At 72.6% G+C, this 16,299-nt stretch carries 17 protein-coding genes; 8 read left to right on the top strand and 9 right to left on the bottom strand.

Translation table 11 applies throughout. The features are described 5' to 3' along the window. Window positions 1-133 precede the first annotated feature (133 nt). Window positions 134-601 carry a GbsR/MarR family transcriptional regulator gene (locus tag OG417_RS32380; protein ID WP_329236587.1) on the top strand — a complete coding sequence of 156 codons (468 nt, stop codon included), beginning with the start codon at window positions 134-136 and terminating at the stop codon, window positions 599-601. A 7-nt stretch (window positions 602-608) separates the two neighbouring features. Here the strand turns inward: OG417_RS32380 and OG417_RS32385 are convergent, their stop codons facing one another. Then, complete coding sequence (locus tag OG417_RS32385) at window positions 609-1,118, bottom strand: Lrp/AsnC family transcriptional regulator (protein WP_329236589.1); 510 nt, start codon at window positions 1,116-1,118, stop codon at window positions 609-611. 120 nt (window positions 1,119-1,238) lie between these two features. On the opposite strand from OG417_RS32385, the gene OG417_RS32390 reads away from it, so the two are divergent. Genes OG417_RS32390 through OG417_RS32400 form a run of 3 tightly spaced genes read left to right on the top strand, consistent with a single transcriptional unit; the run spans window position 1,239 to window position 4,784 of the window. Then, window positions 1,239-2,369, top strand: a complete 1,131-nt coding sequence (locus tag OG417_RS32390; protein ID WP_329236591.1) for a thiamine pyrophosphate-dependent dehydrogenase E1 component subunit alpha — start codon at window positions 1,239-1,241, stop codon at window positions 2,367-2,369. 1 nt (window position 2,370) lies between these two features. Continuing rightward, entirely contained in the window at window positions 2,371-3,387 is a 1,017-nt protein-coding gene (locus OG417_RS32395) for an alpha-ketoacid dehydrogenase subunit beta (RefSeq protein ID WP_329236593.1), read from the top strand. Continuing rightward, window positions 3,384-4,784: a dihydrolipoamide acetyltransferase family protein gene (locus OG417_RS32400; protein WP_329236595.1), complete on the top strand. Its 1,401-nt coding sequence runs from the start codon at window positions 3,384-3,386 to the stop codon at window positions 4,782-4,784. The genes OG417_RS32395 and OG417_RS32400 overlap by 4 nt, the downstream gene beginning before the upstream one ends. 6 nt (window positions 4,785-4,790) lie before the next feature. On the opposite strand, the gene OG417_RS32405 is transcribed toward OG417_RS32400, so the two are convergent. Further along, window positions 4,791-5,942: a sensor histidine kinase gene (locus tag OG417_RS32405; protein ID WP_329236597.1), complete on the bottom strand. Its 1,152-nt coding sequence runs from the start codon at window positions 5,940-5,942 to the stop codon at window positions 4,791-4,793. A 23-nt stretch (window positions 5,943-5,965) separates the two neighbouring features. After that, the gene (locus OG417_RS32410) at window positions 5,966-6,622 is read right to left on the bottom strand and encodes a response regulator transcription factor (RefSeq protein WP_329236599.1); all 657 of its coding nucleotides are present in this window, start codon (window positions 6,620-6,622) and stop codon (window positions 5,966-5,968) included. 123 nt (window positions 6,623-6,745) lie between these two features. Here OG417_RS32410 and OG417_RS32415 point away from each other — a divergent pair, with 123 nt between their 5' ends. From OG417_RS32415 to OG417_RS32430, 4 genes are read left to right on the top strand one after another with little or no spacing between them, the layout of a single operon-like run. Further along, window positions 6,746-7,291: a hypothetical protein gene (locus tag OG417_RS32415; RefSeq protein ID WP_329236601.1), complete on the top strand. Its 546-nt coding sequence runs from the start codon at window positions 6,746-6,748 to the stop codon at window positions 7,289-7,291. Further along, window positions 7,288-8,421, top strand: coding sequence for an efflux RND transporter periplasmic adaptor subunit (locus OG417_RS32420; RefSeq protein WP_329236603.1), 1,134 nt, complete (start codon window positions 7,288-7,290; stop codon window positions 8,419-8,421). The genes OG417_RS32415 and OG417_RS32420 overlap by 4 nt, the downstream gene beginning before the upstream one ends. Continuing rightward, window positions 8,418-9,083 carry an ABC transporter ATP-binding protein gene (locus OG417_RS32425; protein WP_329236605.1) on the top strand — a complete coding sequence of 222 codons (666 nt, stop codon included), beginning with the start codon at window positions 8,418-8,420 and terminating at the stop codon, window positions 9,081-9,083. Before OG417_RS32420 ends, OG417_RS32425 begins: the two co-directional genes overlap by 4 nt. Further along, entirely contained in the window at window positions 9,080-10,291 is a 1,212-nt protein-coding gene (locus tag OG417_RS32430) for an ABC transporter permease (RefSeq protein ID WP_329236607.1), read from the top strand. The genes OG417_RS32425 and OG417_RS32430 overlap by 4 nt, the downstream gene beginning before the upstream one ends. Window positions 10,292-10,318: 27 nt before the next feature. Here the strand turns inward: OG417_RS32430 and OG417_RS32435 are convergent, their stop codons facing one another. The 6 genes from OG417_RS32435 to OG417_RS32460 form a co-directional block, all read right to left on the bottom strand. Then, entirely contained in the window at window positions 10,319-11,125 is an 807-nt protein-coding gene (locus OG417_RS32435; RefSeq protein WP_329236609.1) for a hypothetical protein, read from the bottom strand. A 147-nt stretch (window positions 11,126-11,272) separates the two neighbouring features. Continuing rightward, window positions 11,273-12,292 (bottom strand): ABC transporter ATP-binding protein, encoded by a 1,020-nt coding sequence (locus tag OG417_RS32440; RefSeq protein ID WP_329236611.1) that lies wholly within the window; start codon window positions 12,290-12,292, stop codon window positions 11,273-11,275. Next, window positions 12,289-13,323: an ABC transporter ATP-binding protein gene (locus OG417_RS32445; RefSeq protein ID WP_329236613.1), complete on the bottom strand. Its 1,035-nt coding sequence runs from the start codon at window positions 13,321-13,323 to the stop codon at window positions 12,289-12,291. The genes OG417_RS32440 and OG417_RS32445 overlap by 4 nt, the downstream gene beginning before the upstream one ends. Before the next feature lie 16 nt (window positions 13,324-13,339). Continuing rightward, complete coding sequence (locus OG417_RS32450) at window positions 13,340-14,221, bottom strand: ABC transporter permease (protein ID WP_329236615.1); 882 nt, start codon at window positions 14,219-14,221, stop codon at window positions 13,340-13,342. Between the two features lie 64 nt (window positions 14,222-14,285). Next, window positions 14,286-15,212 carry an ABC transporter permease gene (locus OG417_RS32455; RefSeq protein ID WP_329236617.1) on the bottom strand — a complete coding sequence of 309 codons (927 nt, stop codon included), beginning with the start codon at window positions 15,210-15,212 and terminating at the stop codon, window positions 14,286-14,288. Next, the gene (locus tag OG417_RS32460) at window positions 15,212-16,288 is read right to left on the bottom strand and encodes a LacI family DNA-binding transcriptional regulator (RefSeq protein ID WP_329236619.1); all 1,077 of its coding nucleotides are present in this window, start codon (window positions 16,286-16,288) and stop codon (window positions 15,212-15,214) included. Before OG417_RS32460 ends, OG417_RS32455 begins: the two co-directional genes overlap by 1 nt. Window positions 16,289-16,299: the final 11 nt, after the last annotated feature.

The raw sequence follows: 16,299 nt of genomic DNA on the forward strand, positions 1-16,299 counted from the left end.
AGCCTCCTGTGTCCGGCCGGGGAACGCGGCTGCGGAGACGCCCGAACCGCCCGTTGGCGGTAGACTCTGCCCTCGCGGGAAAGTTCAGTCAAGAGTGAAAGTTCATTTTTCTCTGAGCGATTGGAGCCCGACCGTGGCCAGCCCGGCCGGCGACGTGAACGGACTGATCGACGACTTCGGCCTGCACATCGGCCGCGCGATGGGGTGGCCCCCGATGGCCGGACGGGCCGCGGGCGTCCTGATGCTCAGCGAGACGCCGATGACGATGGCGGAGCTGCAGGCGGCTCTCGACGCGAGCAAGGGCTCGATGTCGGAGACGACACGCCTGCTGATGGTGAGCGGGACCGTACGGCGGTTCAAGGAGCCGGGTTCGCGGCAGTACGTGTACGAGTGGCGCGACGACGCGTGGACCGGCTGCCTCCAGCACCAGCTGGAGCAGACGACCGAGCTGCTGGTCTTGGCCGAGCACGCACGGGCGCGCGGGGCGGACCTGCCCGAACGCCAGCGCGGCCGTCTCCGGGAGATGCACGAGTACTACACCTTCATGACGCGAAGCCTCGAAGCGCTCCTCGGCGAGTACGCGGCCTCGCGGGACGGATGACCCGCCCTCATCTCGTCTCCTTCCCCCAGTCCGCGCCCCGGCCCCGGGCCTCGTCGAACACCAGCCACGTACGGGTCGCGCGGACGCCGGGGACGTCCTGGATGCGTTCGAGCACGACGTGCCGGAGCGCCGCGTTGTCCGGCGCCCGGACCAGGACCAGCACGTCGTAGTCACCGCCGACCATCGCGAAGTGCTCGACGTAGGGGATGTCCTGGAGCCCGGCCGACACCGCGCGCCAGGCGTTCTGCTCGATGGTGACGGAGACGTACGCGCTGGTGCCCAGGCCCGCCTTGTGCGGCGCGAGCTCGATCGTGAAACCGGTGATCACGCCCTCGTCCGTCAGCCGGGAGAGCCGCGCGTAGGCGTTGGCTCGGGAGATGTGGACGTGCTCGGCGAGCGCCCGCACCGAGATCCGGCCGTCGCGCAGCAGCGCGGCGATGATCGCGCGATCCACCTCGTCCAGCGGCCCGGCAGAACGTCCCGCCAAGCCCCCGCCGATGCCCTCTTCGGACGACATTCGGTCCACTCCAAGCCTGCTTGAGACCTATTTGTCGCTAATTGTGCCTGATGTCTTGAACGGATGATGCGTGAAGCGGACGCTGCTCCTGTCAAACGTCCAGCGAAAGGGAGCGTCGCCATGTCCGTGACACATCGCCAAGTGGTCGACGGCCTTCTTCCTTCACCCGTTCCGGTGCGGTTCGTCGCCGAGAACGGCACGGCCGTCGAGCCGCCCACCGGCTACTCGGCGCCCGGGGACGAGCAGTTGCTGGAGGCGTACCGCCGCATGGTGCTGGGCCGCCGCTTCGACCGCCAGGCGACCGCACTGACCAAGCAGGGCCGGCTCGCGGTCTATCCGTCGAGCCGCGGCCAGGAGGCGTGCCAGATCGCCGGCGTGCTCGCGCTCCGCGCGGACGACTGGCTGTTCCCGACCTACCGCGACTCGGTCGCTCTGATCGCCCGGGGCATCGATCCGGTCGAGGCGCTCACCCTGCTGCGGGGCGACTGGCACTGCGGATACGACCCGGTGGCCACGCGCGTCGCGCCCCAGTGCACGCCGCTGGCCACCCAGACCCTCCATGCGGTCGGCATGGCCGAGGCCCTCCGCCGCAGGGGCGAGGACGGCGTCGCGATGGTCTTCGTCGGTGACGGCGGCACCAGCGAGGGCGACTTCCACGAGGCGCTCAACTACGCCTCGGTCCTGCGCTCCCCCGTCGTGTTCTTCGTGCAGAACAACCAGTACGCGATCTCCGTACCGCTGGCCCGGCAGACCGCCGCCCCCGCGCTCGCGTACAAGGGGATCGGGTACGGCATGCGGTCCGAGCAGGTGGACGGCAACGACCTCGTCGCGACGCTGTCCGTCCTGACCACGGCGGTGCGCCACGCGCGGGCGGGAGACGGCCCGTTCCTGGTGGAGGCGCACACGTACCGGATGGACCCGCACACCAACGCCGACGACGCCGGGCGCTACCGCGATCCGGAGGAGGTCGACCGCTGGGAGTCGGCCGATCCGATCGCCCGTCTGGAGACCTACCTGCGCGACCGGGGGCTGCTCGACGCCGACGGCGTCGCCTCGGCGCAGGAGGCCGCCGAGGAGTTCGCCGCCCGTGTCCGGGACCGGATGAACGCCGACACGGAGCCGGGAGGTAGGTCGGGGTCGGCTGGTCGGGGAAAGCCCGACCCGTACGAACTGTTCGACCAGGTCTTCGCCGATCCCACGCCCCAGTTGCGCGAGCAGCGGGCGTCGCTCGCGGCCGAACTGGAGGGCTGACATGGCCACGATGACGATGGCGCAGGCGCTGAACACCGCGCTGCGGGACGCGCTGGGTGAGGACGAGCGCGTCCTGGTCTTCGGCGAGGACGTGGGCCCGCTGGGCGGGGTCTTCCGGATCACCGACGGGCTGACCAAGGAGTTCGGCGAGGACCGGTGCTTCGACACCCCGCTGGCCGAGGCGGGCATCGTCGGCCTCGCCGTGGGCATGGCCATGGGCGGTCTCCGGCCCGTGGTGGAGATGCAGTTCGACGCCTTCGCCTACCCGGCCTTCGAGCAGATCGCCTCGCACGTGGCCAAGATGCGCAACCGCACCCGCGGCAAACTGTCGCTCCCGATGGTGATCCGCATCCCGTACGCGGGCGGCATCGGCGGCGTCGAGCACCACTGCGACTCCAGCGAGGCCTACTACGCCCACACGCCGGGCCTGAAGGTGGTCACGCCCGCGACCACGGACGACGCGTACTGGCTGCTGCGCGACGCCATCGCCGACCCCGACCCGGTCGTCTTCATGGAGCCCAAGCGGCTGTACTGGGCCAAGGGCGAGACCGAGCCCGGCGATCGCCGCGCCGCGGGGTTCGGCCGGGCGGCCGTACGGCGCGCGGGGCGCGACGCGACGCTCGTCGCCTACGGCCCCGCCGTCCCGGTGGCGCTCCAGGCGGCCGAGGCCGCGGCCCGGGACGGCGTCGACCTGGAGGTGGTGGACCTGCGCACGATCGTCCCGTTCGACGACGAGACCGTCGTGTCCTCGGTGCGCAGGACGGGCCGCTGCGTGGTGGTCCAGGAGGCCCAGGGGTTCGCCGGGGTCGGCGCGGAGATCGCGGCACGCGTGCAGGAACGCTGCTTCCACTCGCTGGCGGCCCCCGTACTGCGGGTCACGGGCTTCGACATCCCCTACCCGCCGCCGAAACTCGAGCACGCGCATCTGCCGGACGCCGACCGGATCCTCGACGCGGTGGACCGGCTGCAGTTCGACGACGAGCCCGACGTCCTCCACCTGGACCGGGAGGCGTCATGACGACCGTTCTCACGCGGCAGGTGTTCCGCCTGCCCGACCTCGGCGAGGGCCTGACCGAGGCCGAGATCGTCGAGTGGAAGGTCGCCGTCGGCGACACGGTCGAGGTCGACCAGATCGTGGTGGAGGTCGAGACCGCCAAGGCGGCCGTGGAGGTGCCGGTCCCCTACGCCGGAGTCGTACGGCGGCTGTGCGCGGAGACGGGCGCCGTCCTGGCGGTGGGCGAACCTCTCATCGAGGTCGGCCCGGCGGACGCCACGGACGAGACGCCACCTCCCTCCGACGCCACGGGCCAGACGGCGTCTCCCTCCGGCGCCACGGGCGAGGGCGCATCCTCCACGGACGCGGGTCCGGGCGCGCACCCCGACGCCGTCCGCTACCGGGAGGAGGAACAGGCCGGCTCCGGCAACGTGCTGATCGGCTACGGCACCGGCCATGCCTCCGGGACACGCGGGCGGCGCCGCGGCTCCCGGCTCGCCGGCCGGAAGGCCGCCGGAACCCCGCCGCCCGCCCCCGAACGGCGGCGCGCGCTCCGGGTGATCTCCCCGCTCGTCCGCAGGATGGCCCGCGAACACGGACTGGACCTCGCGGCCGTCGCCCCCACCGGCCCGCACGGAGTGATCCTCCGCCGCGACGTCGAGCAGGCCATCGCGGGCGCCCGAGCGGAAGCCGGCGCCCGGCCGGCGTCCGCACCGGCGAGGGGGCTCACGGCCGAGCGCATCCCGCTACGCGGGCTGCGCCGGGCCGTGGCCGACAAGCTGAGCCGCAGCCGCCGCGAGATCCCCGACGCCACGACCTGGGTGGACGTGGACGCCACCGGCCTGCTCGAGGCGAAGAACGCGCTCGCGCGGGTCCGCCCCGAGCTCGGCATCGGGCTGCTCGCGCTGCTGGCCCGCATCTGCGTGGACGGCCTGACGCGGTTCCCCGAGCTGAACTCCTCGGTCGACACCGACCGCGCCGAGATCGTCCGGCACGGGCACGTCAACCTCGGCTTCGCCGCGCAGACCGACCGCGGTCTCGTCGTGCCGGTGGTCCGGGACGCGCACCTGATGACGACCGCGCGGCTCGCCGCGGAACTGACCCGGCTCACCGGCCTGGCCCGCTCAGGAGAGCTGCCGCCCCGGGCGCTGACCGGAGGGACGTTCACGCTCAACAACTACGGGGTCTTCGGCGTCGACGGGTCCACCCCGATCATCAACCATCCGGAGGCCGCGATCCTCGGCGTCGGCCGCATCATCGACCGGTCCTGGGTGGTCGACGGCGCGGTCACGGCGCGCAAGGTCGCCCAGCTGTCCCTCACCTTCGACCACCGGGTCTGCGACGGGGGCGCCGCCGGCGGTTTCCTGCGCTACGTGGCCGACTGCGTGGAGAACCCGGCGATCCTGCTCGCTCACGCCTAGCGTCGTTCATTCCGGACCGGGCAGGACCACGGTGACGTCGAGGCCGCCCTTCTCCCGTGGTTCGGCCCGTACGTCACCGCCGTGCGCGCGGGCGACCGACCGGACGATCGACAGGCCGAGCCCCGCGCCGGGCGCGGTCGCGGAGAGCCGCTCGGCGCGAAGGCGGCGGAACGGCTCGAACAGGGCCGGCACCTCGTACGGCCGGACGACCGGCCCGGTGTTGCTCACCACGACCTGGGCCGAGCCGTCCGCCAGGGTGCCGCTGGTGACGCGCACCCAGCCGCCGTCGGGGACGTTGTGGCGTACGCCGTTCTCCACGAGGTTCTGCACGAGGCGTTCGAGCAGGACCGGGTCGCCGGCGGTCGGCGCCTCGCCGGGGTCGGCGTACACGGCGACCGCTCCGGATTCGAGCCGGGAGATCGCGTGCTCGACGACGTCCGCCAGGTCGACGTAGGAGCGCTCGGTCACCTCGGGCTCCGCACGCGCCAGCATGAGCAGGCCGTCGATGAGGCGCTCGTGACGGGCATTGATCTCCAGCAGCGTCTCGCCGAGCTGGCGTACCTCCGGGGGCGCGGCCCGGCGGTGGACCGCGACCTCCACCAGCGCCCGGTTGAGCGTGAGCGGGGTGCGCAGCTCGTGCGAGGCGTTCGCGATGAACCGGCGCTGCCCGTCGAAGGACCGGTCGAGTCGTTCCAGCATGAGGTCGAACGTGTCGGCGAGCCGTTTGAGCTCGTCGTGCGGCCCGGACAGCCCGATGCGTTCGTGCAGTCCGCGGTCGGCCGCCGGGGCGTCGGCGATCCGGCGGGCCGTCTCGGTCATCCGGTCCAGGGGCTGGAGCAGCCGGCCGGCGATCAGCCAGCCGAGGGCGATGGCTGCGGCGCCGACCACGGCCAGCGCGATCGCGCCCTGGGCGAGCAGCGAGCCGAGGACGTCCTGCCGGGCCACGCGCGTGACATGGTCGACCAGTTGCCGGCCTACGAGGGGCGGCGGCGTCACGGACGGCGTCTGCCCGTTCACCGCGCCTGCGGAACCGAAGATGGCATCGGTCCCGCCGGGCAGCCGGCCGGCGGTGAGAGCGTATGTCACGCCGAGCAGCACCGTGCCGGCGAGCAGGAACAGCCCGCCGTACACGAACGTGAGCCGGGCCCGGATGGTCATCCTCGACGACCGGACGCCGCCGGTCACGGGATCCGGTACCCCACTCCCGGCTCGGTCACGACGACGGGCGGGTCGCCGAGCTTGCGGCGCAGCTTGAGAATCGCGATCCGTACCGCGCCCGTGAACGGATCGGCGTATTCGTCCCATGCCTTCTCCAGGAGATGCTCCGCGGACACCGCCGCGCCGTCCGCGCGCAGCAACTCGGCCAGCACCGCGAACTCCTTGCGTGACAGCGGAACGTACCGGCCGTCGCGGTGGACCTCGCGGCGGTGCGGGTCCAGGCGGATGCCGGCGCGTTCCAGAACGGGCGGCAGGGCGGGCCGCGAGCGGCGCCCCAGCGCCACCACCCTGGCGGCGAGCTCGGGGAACGCGAACGGCTTGGGCAGGTAGTCGTCCGCGCCGAGGCTGAGCCCCGCGACCCGGTCGTCGATCTCCGCCGCGGCCGTCAGCATCAGCACCCGGGCGGCGGAGCCGCACTCGGTGACGGCCCGGCAGACGTCGTCGCCGTGCACGACCGGCAGGTCGCGGTCCAGTACCACCACGTCGTACCCGTGCACGCCGATCCGCTCGAGCGCGGCACCACCGTCGTTCACCACGTCCACCGCGTGCGCGTCACCGCGCAGCCACTCCGCCACCGCGTCGGCGAGCAGCGGCTCGTCCTCCACCACCAGGATGCGCATCCGCCCAGGGTGACGGTGAGGGCGTTTCCCCGGCGTTAAGAGCCCGCGGAAACGGCCGGGAAACACGCTTGCGGCTGAGCTTCTCCCGTGCCCGGGGACCGCCCGGCACGGGAGGAGAAGAACATGCGCGTCAGGATGGGCATCGTCCTCGGCCTGCTGATGACGGTGACGGTCGCCGGATGCGGCGGGTCGGGGAAGGACCACGGGGTGGCCACGGCCGGCGGTACCAGGACGGCCACCGCCAAGGCGGGGTCCGGCAGCGGTACCGAGCAGGACCAGATGCTGAAGTTCGCCCAGTGCATGCGGCAGCACGGCATCGACGTGCCGGACCCGAAGAGCGGCGGCGGGGTCGACGTCACGCTGCCGAAGGGGACGGATCCGCATAAGGCCAACGCGGTGACGCAGCAGTGCAAGCAGTACTTGCCCAACGGGGGCCGGCCGCAGAAGGCGAGTCCCGAGATGGTGGAACGGCAGCGGAGGCTCGCGGCGTGCATGCGGGCGAACGGCGTGCCGAAGTTCCCGGACCCGGACGCGAACGGCAACATCTCGATCAAGGGCGGACCCGGGCTCGACCCGATGAGCGCGGGGTTCAAGGCGGCCGAGAAGAAGTGCTCGAAGTACCGGCTGGGGGGCGGCGCGACGACGACCGACTCCGGAGGAACCGAGTGATCCGGACCGGCCGGCGGCCGGCGGCCACCCGGCCGGTCGGCACGCCGGCCGCGCCCGTGGCGCGGCGCCGCAGGGTCGGTCGGGTCGTGGCCGCGGCCGCCGCGCTGCTCGTCGCCGGGACGGCGGCCGTCACCGCCACCGGCCTCGGCCTCGGAGGCGATGACCGGCCCGCCGCCCGCGGCGGCGGCCTGCCGCCCGCGACCGCGAAGGTGACGCGGCAGAACCTCATCGACACCCAGACCGAGTCCGGCCGGCTGGCCTACGGCGGCGAGCGTACGGTGACCGCCCGGCTCGCCGGCACGCTGACCGCGCTGCCGGTGACCGGGGCCACGGTAGGACGCGGAAAGACGCTCTACCGGGTGGACGACAGGCCGGTCGTGCTCCTGTACGGCTCACTTCCCGCCTACCGCACGCTGGCACCGGGGACGAAGGGCAAGGACGTCCGGCAGTTCGAGAAGAACCTGTGGGCGCTGGGGTACCGGGGCTTCACCGTGGACCGCGAGTTCACCGCGGACACGGCCGCGGCGGTGAAGGACTGGCAGGGCGACCTCGGCCTGACGAAGACCGGCACGGTCGAGCCCGGCCGCGTCGTCTACGCCCCGAACGCCGTGCGGGTGTCCGCCCGCAAGGCCGCCGCGGGCGACGCCCTCCGGCCGGGCGCCGCGGTGCTCACCTGCACGGGCCGGACGCGGGTGATCACGGTGGAACTCGGCCTGGACGACGAGCGGCTGGCGCGTCAGGGCACCCCGGTGACCGTCCGGCTGCCGAGCGGAACGACCGTGTCCGGGAAGGTCTCCGGCGCCCGGACGGTGATCGACACCGGAGGCGACGAGAACAGCGATCCCACCACGAAGATCAAGGTCACCATCGCGGTCGGGCGTGTGACGGCCCTGGCCGGTCTCGACCAGGCGTCCGTGGACGTCGACTTCGCGGCCTCCGAGCGCTCGAACGTGCTGACGGTGCCGGTGGGTGCGCTGCTCGCCCTGTCCGAGGGCGGCTACGGCGTGCAGGTCGTGACCGGCGCGACCACCCGGATCGTGGCCGTGGAGACCGGCCTGTTCGCCGCGGGCCGGGTCGAGGTCTCCGGCGGCGGCCTCACCGAGGGGATGACCGTGGGGGTGCCGTCATGACGGCCGTGGTCGAGCTCGACGCGGTCACCAAGGAGTACCCCGGCGGGGTCGCCGCCCTGCGCGGCGTCACGCTCTCCATCGACGCGGGCGAGATGCTCGCCATCGTCGGGCCGTCCGGCTCGGGAAAGTCCACCATGTTGCATCTCATCGGCACGCTCGACCGGCCGTCGGCGGGCATGGTCCGCGTCGACGGGCACGACGTGGCGGCGCTGTCCGACCGCCGGCTCTCGGCGCTGCGGGCGTACCGCATCGGGTTCGTGTTCCAGCGGTTCCACCTCGCTCCGGGCCGGCCCGCGGTGGACAACGTCGCGGACGGGCTGCTCTACGCCGGCGTGCCGATGCGAGAACGCCGGGCCAGGGCGGCGGACGCCCTCGTCCGCGTCGGCCTCGGCGACCGGCTCGGCCATCCGCCCCATGAGCTGTCCGGCGGCGAACGGCAACGGGTGGCCATCGCCCGCGCCGTCGTCGGCGAGCCGGCCCTGCTGCTGGCCGACGAACCGACCGGCAGCCTCGACACGGCGTCGGGCGCCGGAGTGCTGGAGATCCTGCGTGACCTGCACGCCGCGGGGACGACCGTCGTCGTGATCACCCATGACCGGGACATCGCGGCGAGTCTGCCCCGGCAGGTGGCCATGCGCGACGGCGAGGTGGTGGGACCATGACCGAGGCGACCACCGGGCCACCGGCCGCGCGGCTGCGGGCCGGCGACGTGCTGCGCGTCGGCGGAGCCGGCCTGCGAACCCGGCGTGTGCGGGTGGTCCTGTCGGCGCTGGGCATCGCGATCGGCATCGCCGCGATGGTCTCCGTGGTCGGCATCTCCTCGTCGAGCCGCGCCGACCTGAACCACCGGCTCGCGGCGCTCGGCACGAACCTGCTGACCGTCGCCCCCGGCGACACCCTGACCGGCGGAACGGCCACGCTGCCCACCGAGTCCGTCGCGATGATCCGCCGGATCGGGCCGGTTCGGCAGGCCTGCGCCACCGGCACGGTCCCGGACGCCAAGGTGTACCGCAGCGACCGGATCCCCGCCGAGGAGAGCGGCGGACTGTCGGTCCAGGCGACCTCGCTGGACCTCCCGCAGGCCCTCCGCGCGAACCTGGCGTACGGCGCCTGGCTCAACGCCGCCACGGCGCGGTACCCGGCCGTGGTCCTCGGCGCCACGGCGGCCAAGCGGCTGGGCATCGGCGCGGTGGGTCCGGACGTGCAGGTGTACGTCGGCGGCCGGTGGTTCACCGTCGTCGGCATCCTCGCCCCGGTACCGCTCGCCCCCGAGCTGGACACCGCGGCGCTCGTCGGCTGGTCCGCCGCCACGACGTACCTGGGGTTCGACGGGCATCCGACGACCGTCTACACCCGTACGGACGACTCCGCCGTGGAGGCGGTTCAGGCGGTCCTCGCGGCGACGGCGAACCCCGCGGCGCCGAACGAGGTGAAGGTGTCCCGGCCGTCGGACGCGCTGACCGCACGGCAGGCGACCGACCGCGCCTTCACCGGCCTGCTGCTGGGTCTAGGGGCGGTGGCCCTGCTGGTCGGCGGGGTCGGCGTGGCCAACACGATGGTCATCTCGGTGCTGGAGCGCCGGGCGGAGATCGGGCTGCGCCGCTCCCTGGGCGCCACCCGCCGCCACATCCTGCTGCAGTTCCTCGCCGAGTCCCTGCTGCTGTCGGCGCTCGGCGGCGTGGGCGGCGTCCTCATCGGCATCGCCGTGACGACCGGGTACGCCACCGCGCAGTCCTGGGAGACCGTGGTGCCCGCCTGGTCGACCGGCGGCGGGATGGCCTCGACGCTGCTCATCGGCGCGGCGGCGGGCCTGTACCCGGCGATCCGCGCCGCCCGCCTGTCCCCCACCACCGCCCTCGCCACCGCCTGAGACGACCGGCTCTGCCCGCGCGGACACTCATTCATCTGGCCGGACGACCGTGGCGCGGGCAGAGAGGGCGGTGAGTGGCGACAGATCCCCATCGAGGATCTCGGTGTCCCTCAGCCGTACGTCGCGAAGTGCCGGTAGATCCAGTAGCGGCCGCAGCGAACGAATCGCGCCGGCTCGAACCAGGTGCAGCTCTTCAAGCCCCTGCAACCCGGTGAGATGAGACAGATCGAGGCAGGCTTCTCCCTTTGTCGGGCCCGGAAGAACACGCACGCTTCGGAGGGCGGTCAGGCCGCTCAACGGCTCAAGGCTCTCGATCCGTGCTTCCCGCACTTGGACCTCCACCAGCTTGCGGCAACCGGCGATCCCGTCGAGTGCCGCGACCTGCTTCCTTCCCTCAAGTCGAAGAGTCGTCAGCGGCAGTTCTGCATCGTCGAGGAAAGCCAGGTTCTGCCCCTTCCAGAGCCAGATCGCCAGCTCCTGAATGCCTTCCAGCGCCGCGATGTGGTCCTTGCCGTCCCGATCGTCTATTCCCAAGAACGTCAGCGACGAGCTTGCGAACCCAGGGACAGGACGAGGTGATCGGGTGGCCAAAGACAATTCCCTGAGTTCAGGAAGTTGGAATGCCGCGACATCGTTCCTGATGCGACCGGTCACCTCCAGGTACTGGAGCCCTTCCAGGCCCAGGAGGAAATCGAGGCTTTTGAACGCCGCAGGGTGGATGAACCTGATGTTCAGGCCGTTGAATCCACCTTCGGCGAATCTCTGCTGTAGTCGAGGCAGGTCCCACGGCCCGTCCCCCGGGCCGCGGGAAAGGACCCTGAAGTCATCGCGCACCAAATCTCCCACCAACAGCGAGCTCGCGGGCCGCGCCGGACCGCGGACCACGATCACACTGTGACCCATCCGCGTGGGCTCTGCGCGGCCGACGGCCCGGCTCCCTGTACCACTCGGCGGCAGGGGCCGGGCCGTCGGTCGTGCGGTTCAGGCTCCGGCCGGGCGGTTCTCCCCGGCGAAGTGGCACGCCGCGGCGTGGTCGCCGCCGTCGTGGACCCGCAGCTCGGGTACCTCGGTGGCGCAGGCGTCGGCCGCTATCGGGCAGCGGGTCCGGAACCGGCATCCCGACGGCGGTGCCGCCGGGGACGGGACCTCGCCGGTCAGTGCGGACTCGGTCGTGCCGCCCGGACGGTCGTGGATCGACGGGGCCGCCGACAGCAGCGCCCGGGTGTAGGGGTGCCGCGGGTTTCCGAAGACCTGTTCGGCGGTGCCGTGCTCGACGATCGTGCCGAGGTACATCACGGCCACCTCGTCCGCGATGTGGCGCACGACGTCGAGGTCGTGGGAGATGAACAGGTAGGCGACCCCCAGCTCCTTCCGTAGGTCCATCAGGAGGTTGAGAACCTGCGCGCGGACCGACACGTCGAGGGCGGAGACGGCCTCGTCGCACACGATCAGCTTCGGCCTCAAGGCCAGCGCCCGCGCGATGCTCACCCGCTGGCACTGTCCTCCCGACAGCTCGTGCAACCGGCGTCCGGCGTAGGAGGAGTCCAGTTCGACCAGGGAGAGCAGGCGGTCGACCTCGGCCGCGTGCTCGCGTGCGGGGAGCACGCCCCGGTGCACGTGCCAGCCCTCGGCGATGACGTCGGCGACGCGCATCCGCGGATTCAGGGAGGTGTACGGGTCCTGGAAGACCATCTGCAGGTCGCGGGAGACCCGGTGCCGCTCGCGCCGTCCCGCTGAGGACAGGTCGACGTCCCCGAAGGAGATCGACCCGGCGAACGGATCCAGCAGCCCCACGACCGATCGGGCCAGAGTCGACTTGCCGCAGCCGGACTCACCCACGACGCAGAGGGTCTGGCCGGCGTGGACCGTCAGGTCGACACCGGCGACCGCGTCGACGCGGCGCCGGCCGAACCCGGAGCGGCCACGGGTGGCATATCCGGCACGCAGACCCTGGATCCGCAGGAGAGCGGTACCGGGAGCGGCGGCCTGTGCGGTGTTCACGAACGCGCCTCCAGAACGCGGGCACTGTGATGACATGCGGCGACGTGGCCGGTGGAGACGCCGTGGCCGGGCACGGGAAGCGCCTCGGGATCGTCGGTCCGGCACACCTCGGTGGCGAAGCGGCAGCGTGGCGCGAAGGCGCACCCCGCCGGCAGCCGGCCGGGGGCCGGGGGCTGACCGTCGATGGGCACGAGCCGGCCGGGGCGGCCGGGGTCGGGCATCGCGTCGAGCAGCCCGCGCGTGTAGGGGTGCGCCGGGCTGGTGTAGACCTCGTCCAGGGTCCCGGCCTCGACGATCCGCCCGGCGTACATCACCGCCACGTGCTGCGCGACGCGGGCAACGACCCCCAGGTCGTGCGAGACGAGCAGCATCGCCATGCGCGCCTCGGCCTGCCGGGCCGTGAGGAGGCGCAGGATCTGGGCCTGCACCGTCACGTCGAGGGCCGTGGTGGGCTCGTCCGCCAGCAGCACCTCCGGTTCGAGGGCCAGCGCCATGGCGATCACCGCGCGCTGGCGCATCCCTCCGGAGAACTCGTGCGGGTAGGCGTGGTACTTGCGTTCGGCGTCGGGGATGCCGACGGTGCGCATGAGCTCGATCGCCCGCGTCCGCGCGGTGCGGTGCGAGGCGCCCTGGTGGCGGCGGAACGTCTCGGCCACCTGCCACCCGACCGTGAAGGACGGGTTCAGGGCGGCCATCGGGTCCTGGAAGACCATCGCGATCTTCGGGCCCCGGAGCCGCCTCCACTGCGCGTCGGTGAACCCGGCCGTGTCCTGCCCGTCGATCTCGATCGACCCGGCGCTGACGCGCGCGCCGCTGGGCAGCAGGCCCATGAGGGCGAGTGTCGTCAGCGACTTGCCGCTGCCGGACTCCCCGACCAGGGCGGTGACCCGGCCCGGCACGAGGTCGAGTTCGACGCCCCGGACGACGGGGCGTTCGCTGCCCGGGGCGCCGAAGCCGATGTGGACTCCGCGCAGCCGCGCGACCGGGGTGGCCTCGGTGGCCCCGGCGACCTCCTCGATGGTGGAAGGCATCGGTCGCTCCTCTCGTTCAGATCTGGGACCGGGGATCGGACAGGTCACGGAATCCGTCGCCGACCACGCCGACCGCGGTGACGACGAGCGCGAGCGCGGCGGCCGGCACCGTGGAGATCCACCACGCCGACCCCAGGTAGTCGCGCCCGATCGAGACCGTGGCGCCCCAGGAGGCCGTGTCGACCGGTACGCCGAGGCCGAGGAAGCTCAGCGACGCCTCGGCCACCATCACCAGGCCGACCTGGACCGTCGCCGCGACGAGCAGCGGCTGCCAGCAGGACGGCAGCACGTGCCGGAGCAGGATGCGCAGATGCCCGCAGCCCAGGACGCGGGCGGAGTCGACGAACTCCAGCCGTCGCGTGGACATGGCCGACGCGCGGACGACGCGGGCGAAGATGACCCAGCGGGTGATCGCCAGCGTGATGACGATGTTGGTGATGCTCGGGCCGAGGACCCCGGCCAGCAGGATCGCCAGCAGGATCGAGGGGAACGCGAGCTGTACGTCGCCGACGCGTGACAGGACGGTGTCCAGCGGGCCGCCGAAGTAGCCGGAGACCAGACCGACGACGAGACCGACGACGCCCCCGACGACGACCGTCGCGCCGGCGACGAGGAGCGTGATCCGGGCCCCGGCGAGCAGGTTGGCGAGCAGGTCACGGCCCACCTGGTCGGTGCCGAGCCAGGCGATCGACCCGGTGCCGGTACGGCTGCCGGGCGCGAGGAGCCGGTCGGGCAGATGCGTCGCCACCGGATCGTACGGCCGCAGCAGCGGACCCAGGAGCGCGGCGAGGACGAACAACGCCAGCACCCCGGCGCCGACCCACACGCGTACGGGGACACGCCGCCGGCCGGTCTCGGTGCGTGCCGCGACTCCTTCGGGCACGGTAATGGCAGTCATGAGCCCTCCTTCGTCGGGAGAGAGACCGGGCAGGCCGTGTTCTCGATTCGCTCGCTTCGCTCACTCATGCGTTCTCCGGGGTGAGGCGCGGGTCGAGGGCGAAGTAGACGACGTCCACGAGCAGGTTCAGGGCGATGTAGGAGACGGTCATCGTGAGGACCGCGGCCTCGACGACGGCGTAGTCGCGGTTCGTGATCGCGTCCACCATCAGCGACCCGATGCCGGGCCAGGAGAAGACGACCTCGATGATGACCGCGTTGGCGATGAAGTTGCCCATCAGGAGGCCGAGCACGGTGACGACCGGCACCGCGATGTTCCGGCCCACGTGGACGTACTGGACCAGGCCCTCCGGCACGCCCTTGGCGCGGGCCGTGCGCACGTAGTCCTTCGCCCCCTCCTCCAGCGCGCCGCCCCGCACCAGGCGGGCGAGCCAGCCGATGAACGGCAGCGCGAGGGTGAAGGCCGGCAGCAGGACCCCGGCGAACGACCCGTCCGCGGTGGCGGGCAGCCAGCCGAGCTCGCGGGCGAACAGCAGGATCAAGACGATGCCGAGCCAGAACGACGGAACGGCCTGCCCGACCAGCGACCCGGTGGACACCAGCAGGTCGAGCACCTTCCCGGGCCGGCGCGCGCACAGCATGCCGAGCGGGAAGCCGAGCAGGATGGTCAGCACGAGCGCGACCACCGACAGGGTGAGGGTGGCGGGGAAGCGTTCGAGCGTGTCGCCGAGCGCGGAGCCGCCGAGCCGCCACGAGTCACCGAGGTCGCCGTGCAGGACGCCGCCGAGGTGCTCCAGGTACTGCCGCCACAGCGGATGATCGAGGCCGAAGTCCGACCGTACGTGCTTGAGCTGGTCGGCCGAGGCGTCCGGGCCGAGGATGAGCTTCGCGGGGTCCCCGGGCACGACGCGGACGATGATGAACACCAGGGTCAGCGCTCCCCAGGCGACCACCACGGCCTGCCCGAGCCGCTTCGCGACGAACGCTCCCATCAGCCCTCACCTCCGGCGGTCTCGGGCACGGACGCGCGCACGATGAGTTCGGGCGGCAAGAGCGTGTGCGCCGGGCCGGCCGCCTCGCCGCCGGATCCTCCGGCGGTCTCCACGTGTTCGAGCAGCCGGTCGATGCCGGCCCGCCCCACCTCGGGGGCGGGCAGCCGCACCGTGGTCAGCGGAGGGTCGAGGTAGGCCGAGAAGGGGTGGTCGCCGTGGCCGATGACGCCGATGTCCACGCCGACCCGCAGGCCCTGCTCGGCGAAGGCACGGCACAGGCCCAGCGCGTGGTAGTCGTTGCCGGCGAGCACGACCGCGCCGGGTCCGGCTCGGCGGGCGAGACCGGCGCCGAGCTCGTACGCGGGGCCGGGGTCGAACGGGACCGACACGGAGACGCCCTCCGGCGAGGCCACGCGGACGACCGCGTCGTCGGGGGCGGCGAGCCCATGGGTCGCGAGCGTGTCGCGGAACCCGCGAATGCGCTCGGCGACCGGTGAGATGTCCAGGTCCTCCTCGACCAGGTACAGCTCGGTGGCGCCGGTGCTCAGCGCGTGCTCGGTCGCCGCCCGGGAACCGGCGTAGTAGTCGACGCCGACGAGGTCGACGTCGAGGCCGGGCAGGTCGCGGTTGAGCAGGACCAGGGGGACGCCGGACTTGCGCAGGCGCTCCCAGTGCTCGGCGCCGTGCTGGACCGGGATCGCCAGCACGCCGTCGACGCCCCAGCGCATCAGCTCCTCGGCGGCGCGGCGTTCGTTGTCGACCGAGTCCTCGGTGACCATCAGCATGAGCGAGTAGCCGCGGGTGCGTCCGCGTTCCTCGATCGCGGAGATGAGGCGGGCGTAGAACGGGTTGGACGGGTTCGTGATGACCAGCCCCAGGGTCATCGCGTTCTGCAGGACGAGAGAGCGGGCCATCGTGTTGGGCACGTAGCCCAGGCGCTCGGCCTCGGCCTTGACGCGCCTCCGCGTCTCCACGCCGACCGCGTCCTTGTCGGCGAGCGCCCGTGAGACGGTGTTGACCGACAGGTCGAGCGACTCGGCGATGTCACGCAGCGTCGTACGGCGTCGTGGGCTCATCGGATCCTCCG

It is taken from the genome of Actinoallomurus sp. NBC_01490, from assembly GCF_036227085.1.
Classification (GTDB): Bacteria; Actinomycetota; Actinomycetes; order Streptosporangiales; family Streptosporangiaceae; genus Actinoallomurus; species Actinoallomurus oryzae.

What these genes read in the sequence shown, in the direction of transcription:
- OG417_RS32410 (WP_329236599.1), bottom strand. Translation starts at nt 6,622, where the DNA reads ATGCGCATCCTGGTGGTGGAGGACGAGCCGCTGCTCGCCGACGCGGTG.
- OG417_RS32390 (WP_329236591.1), top strand. Translation starts at nt 1,239, where the DNA reads ATGTCCGTGACACATCGCCAAGTGGTCGACGGCCTTCTTCCTTCACCC.
- OG417_RS32400 (WP_329236595.1), top strand. Translation starts at nt 3,384, where the DNA reads ATGACGACCGTTCTCACGCGGCAGGTGTTCCGCCTGCCCGACCTCGGC.
- OG417_RS32430 (WP_329236607.1), top strand. Translation starts at nt 9,080, where the DNA reads ATGACCGAGGCGACCACCGGGCCACCGGCCGCGCGGCTGCGGGCCGGC.
- OG417_RS32445 (WP_329236613.1), bottom strand. Translation starts at nt 13,323, where the DNA reads ATGCCTTCCACCATCGAGGAGGTCGCCGGGGCCACCGAGGCCACCCCG.
- OG417_RS32455 (WP_329236617.1), bottom strand. Translation starts at nt 15,212, where the DNA reads ATGGGAGCGTTCGTCGCGAAGCGGCTCGGGCAGGCCGTGGTGGTCGCC.
- OG417_RS32425 (WP_329236605.1), top strand. Translation starts at nt 8,418, where the DNA reads ATGACGGCCGTGGTCGAGCTCGACGCGGTCACCAAGGAGTACCCCGGC.
- OG417_RS32415 (WP_329236601.1), top strand. Translation starts at nt 6,746, where the DNA reads ATGCGCGTCAGGATGGGCATCGTCCTCGGCCTGCTGATGACGGTGACG.
- OG417_RS32395 (WP_329236593.1), top strand. Translation starts at nt 2,371, where the DNA reads ATGGCCACGATGACGATGGCGCAGGCGCTGAACACCGCGCTGCGGGAC.
- OG417_RS32385 (WP_329236589.1), bottom strand. Translation starts at nt 1,118, where the DNA reads ATGTCGTCCGAAGAGGGCATCGGCGGGGGCTTGGCGGGACGTTCTGCC.
- OG417_RS32450 (WP_329236615.1), bottom strand. Translation starts at nt 14,221, where the DNA reads ATGACTGCCATTACCGTGCCCGAAGGAGTCGCGGCACGCACCGAGACC.
- OG417_RS32460 (WP_329236619.1), bottom strand. Translation starts at nt 16,288, where the DNA reads ATGAGCCCACGACGCCGTACGACGCTGCGTGACATCGCCGAGTCGCTC.
- OG417_RS32405 (WP_329236597.1), bottom strand. Translation starts at nt 5,942, where the DNA reads ATGACCATCCGGGCCCGGCTCACGTTCGTGTACGGCGGGCTGTTCCTG.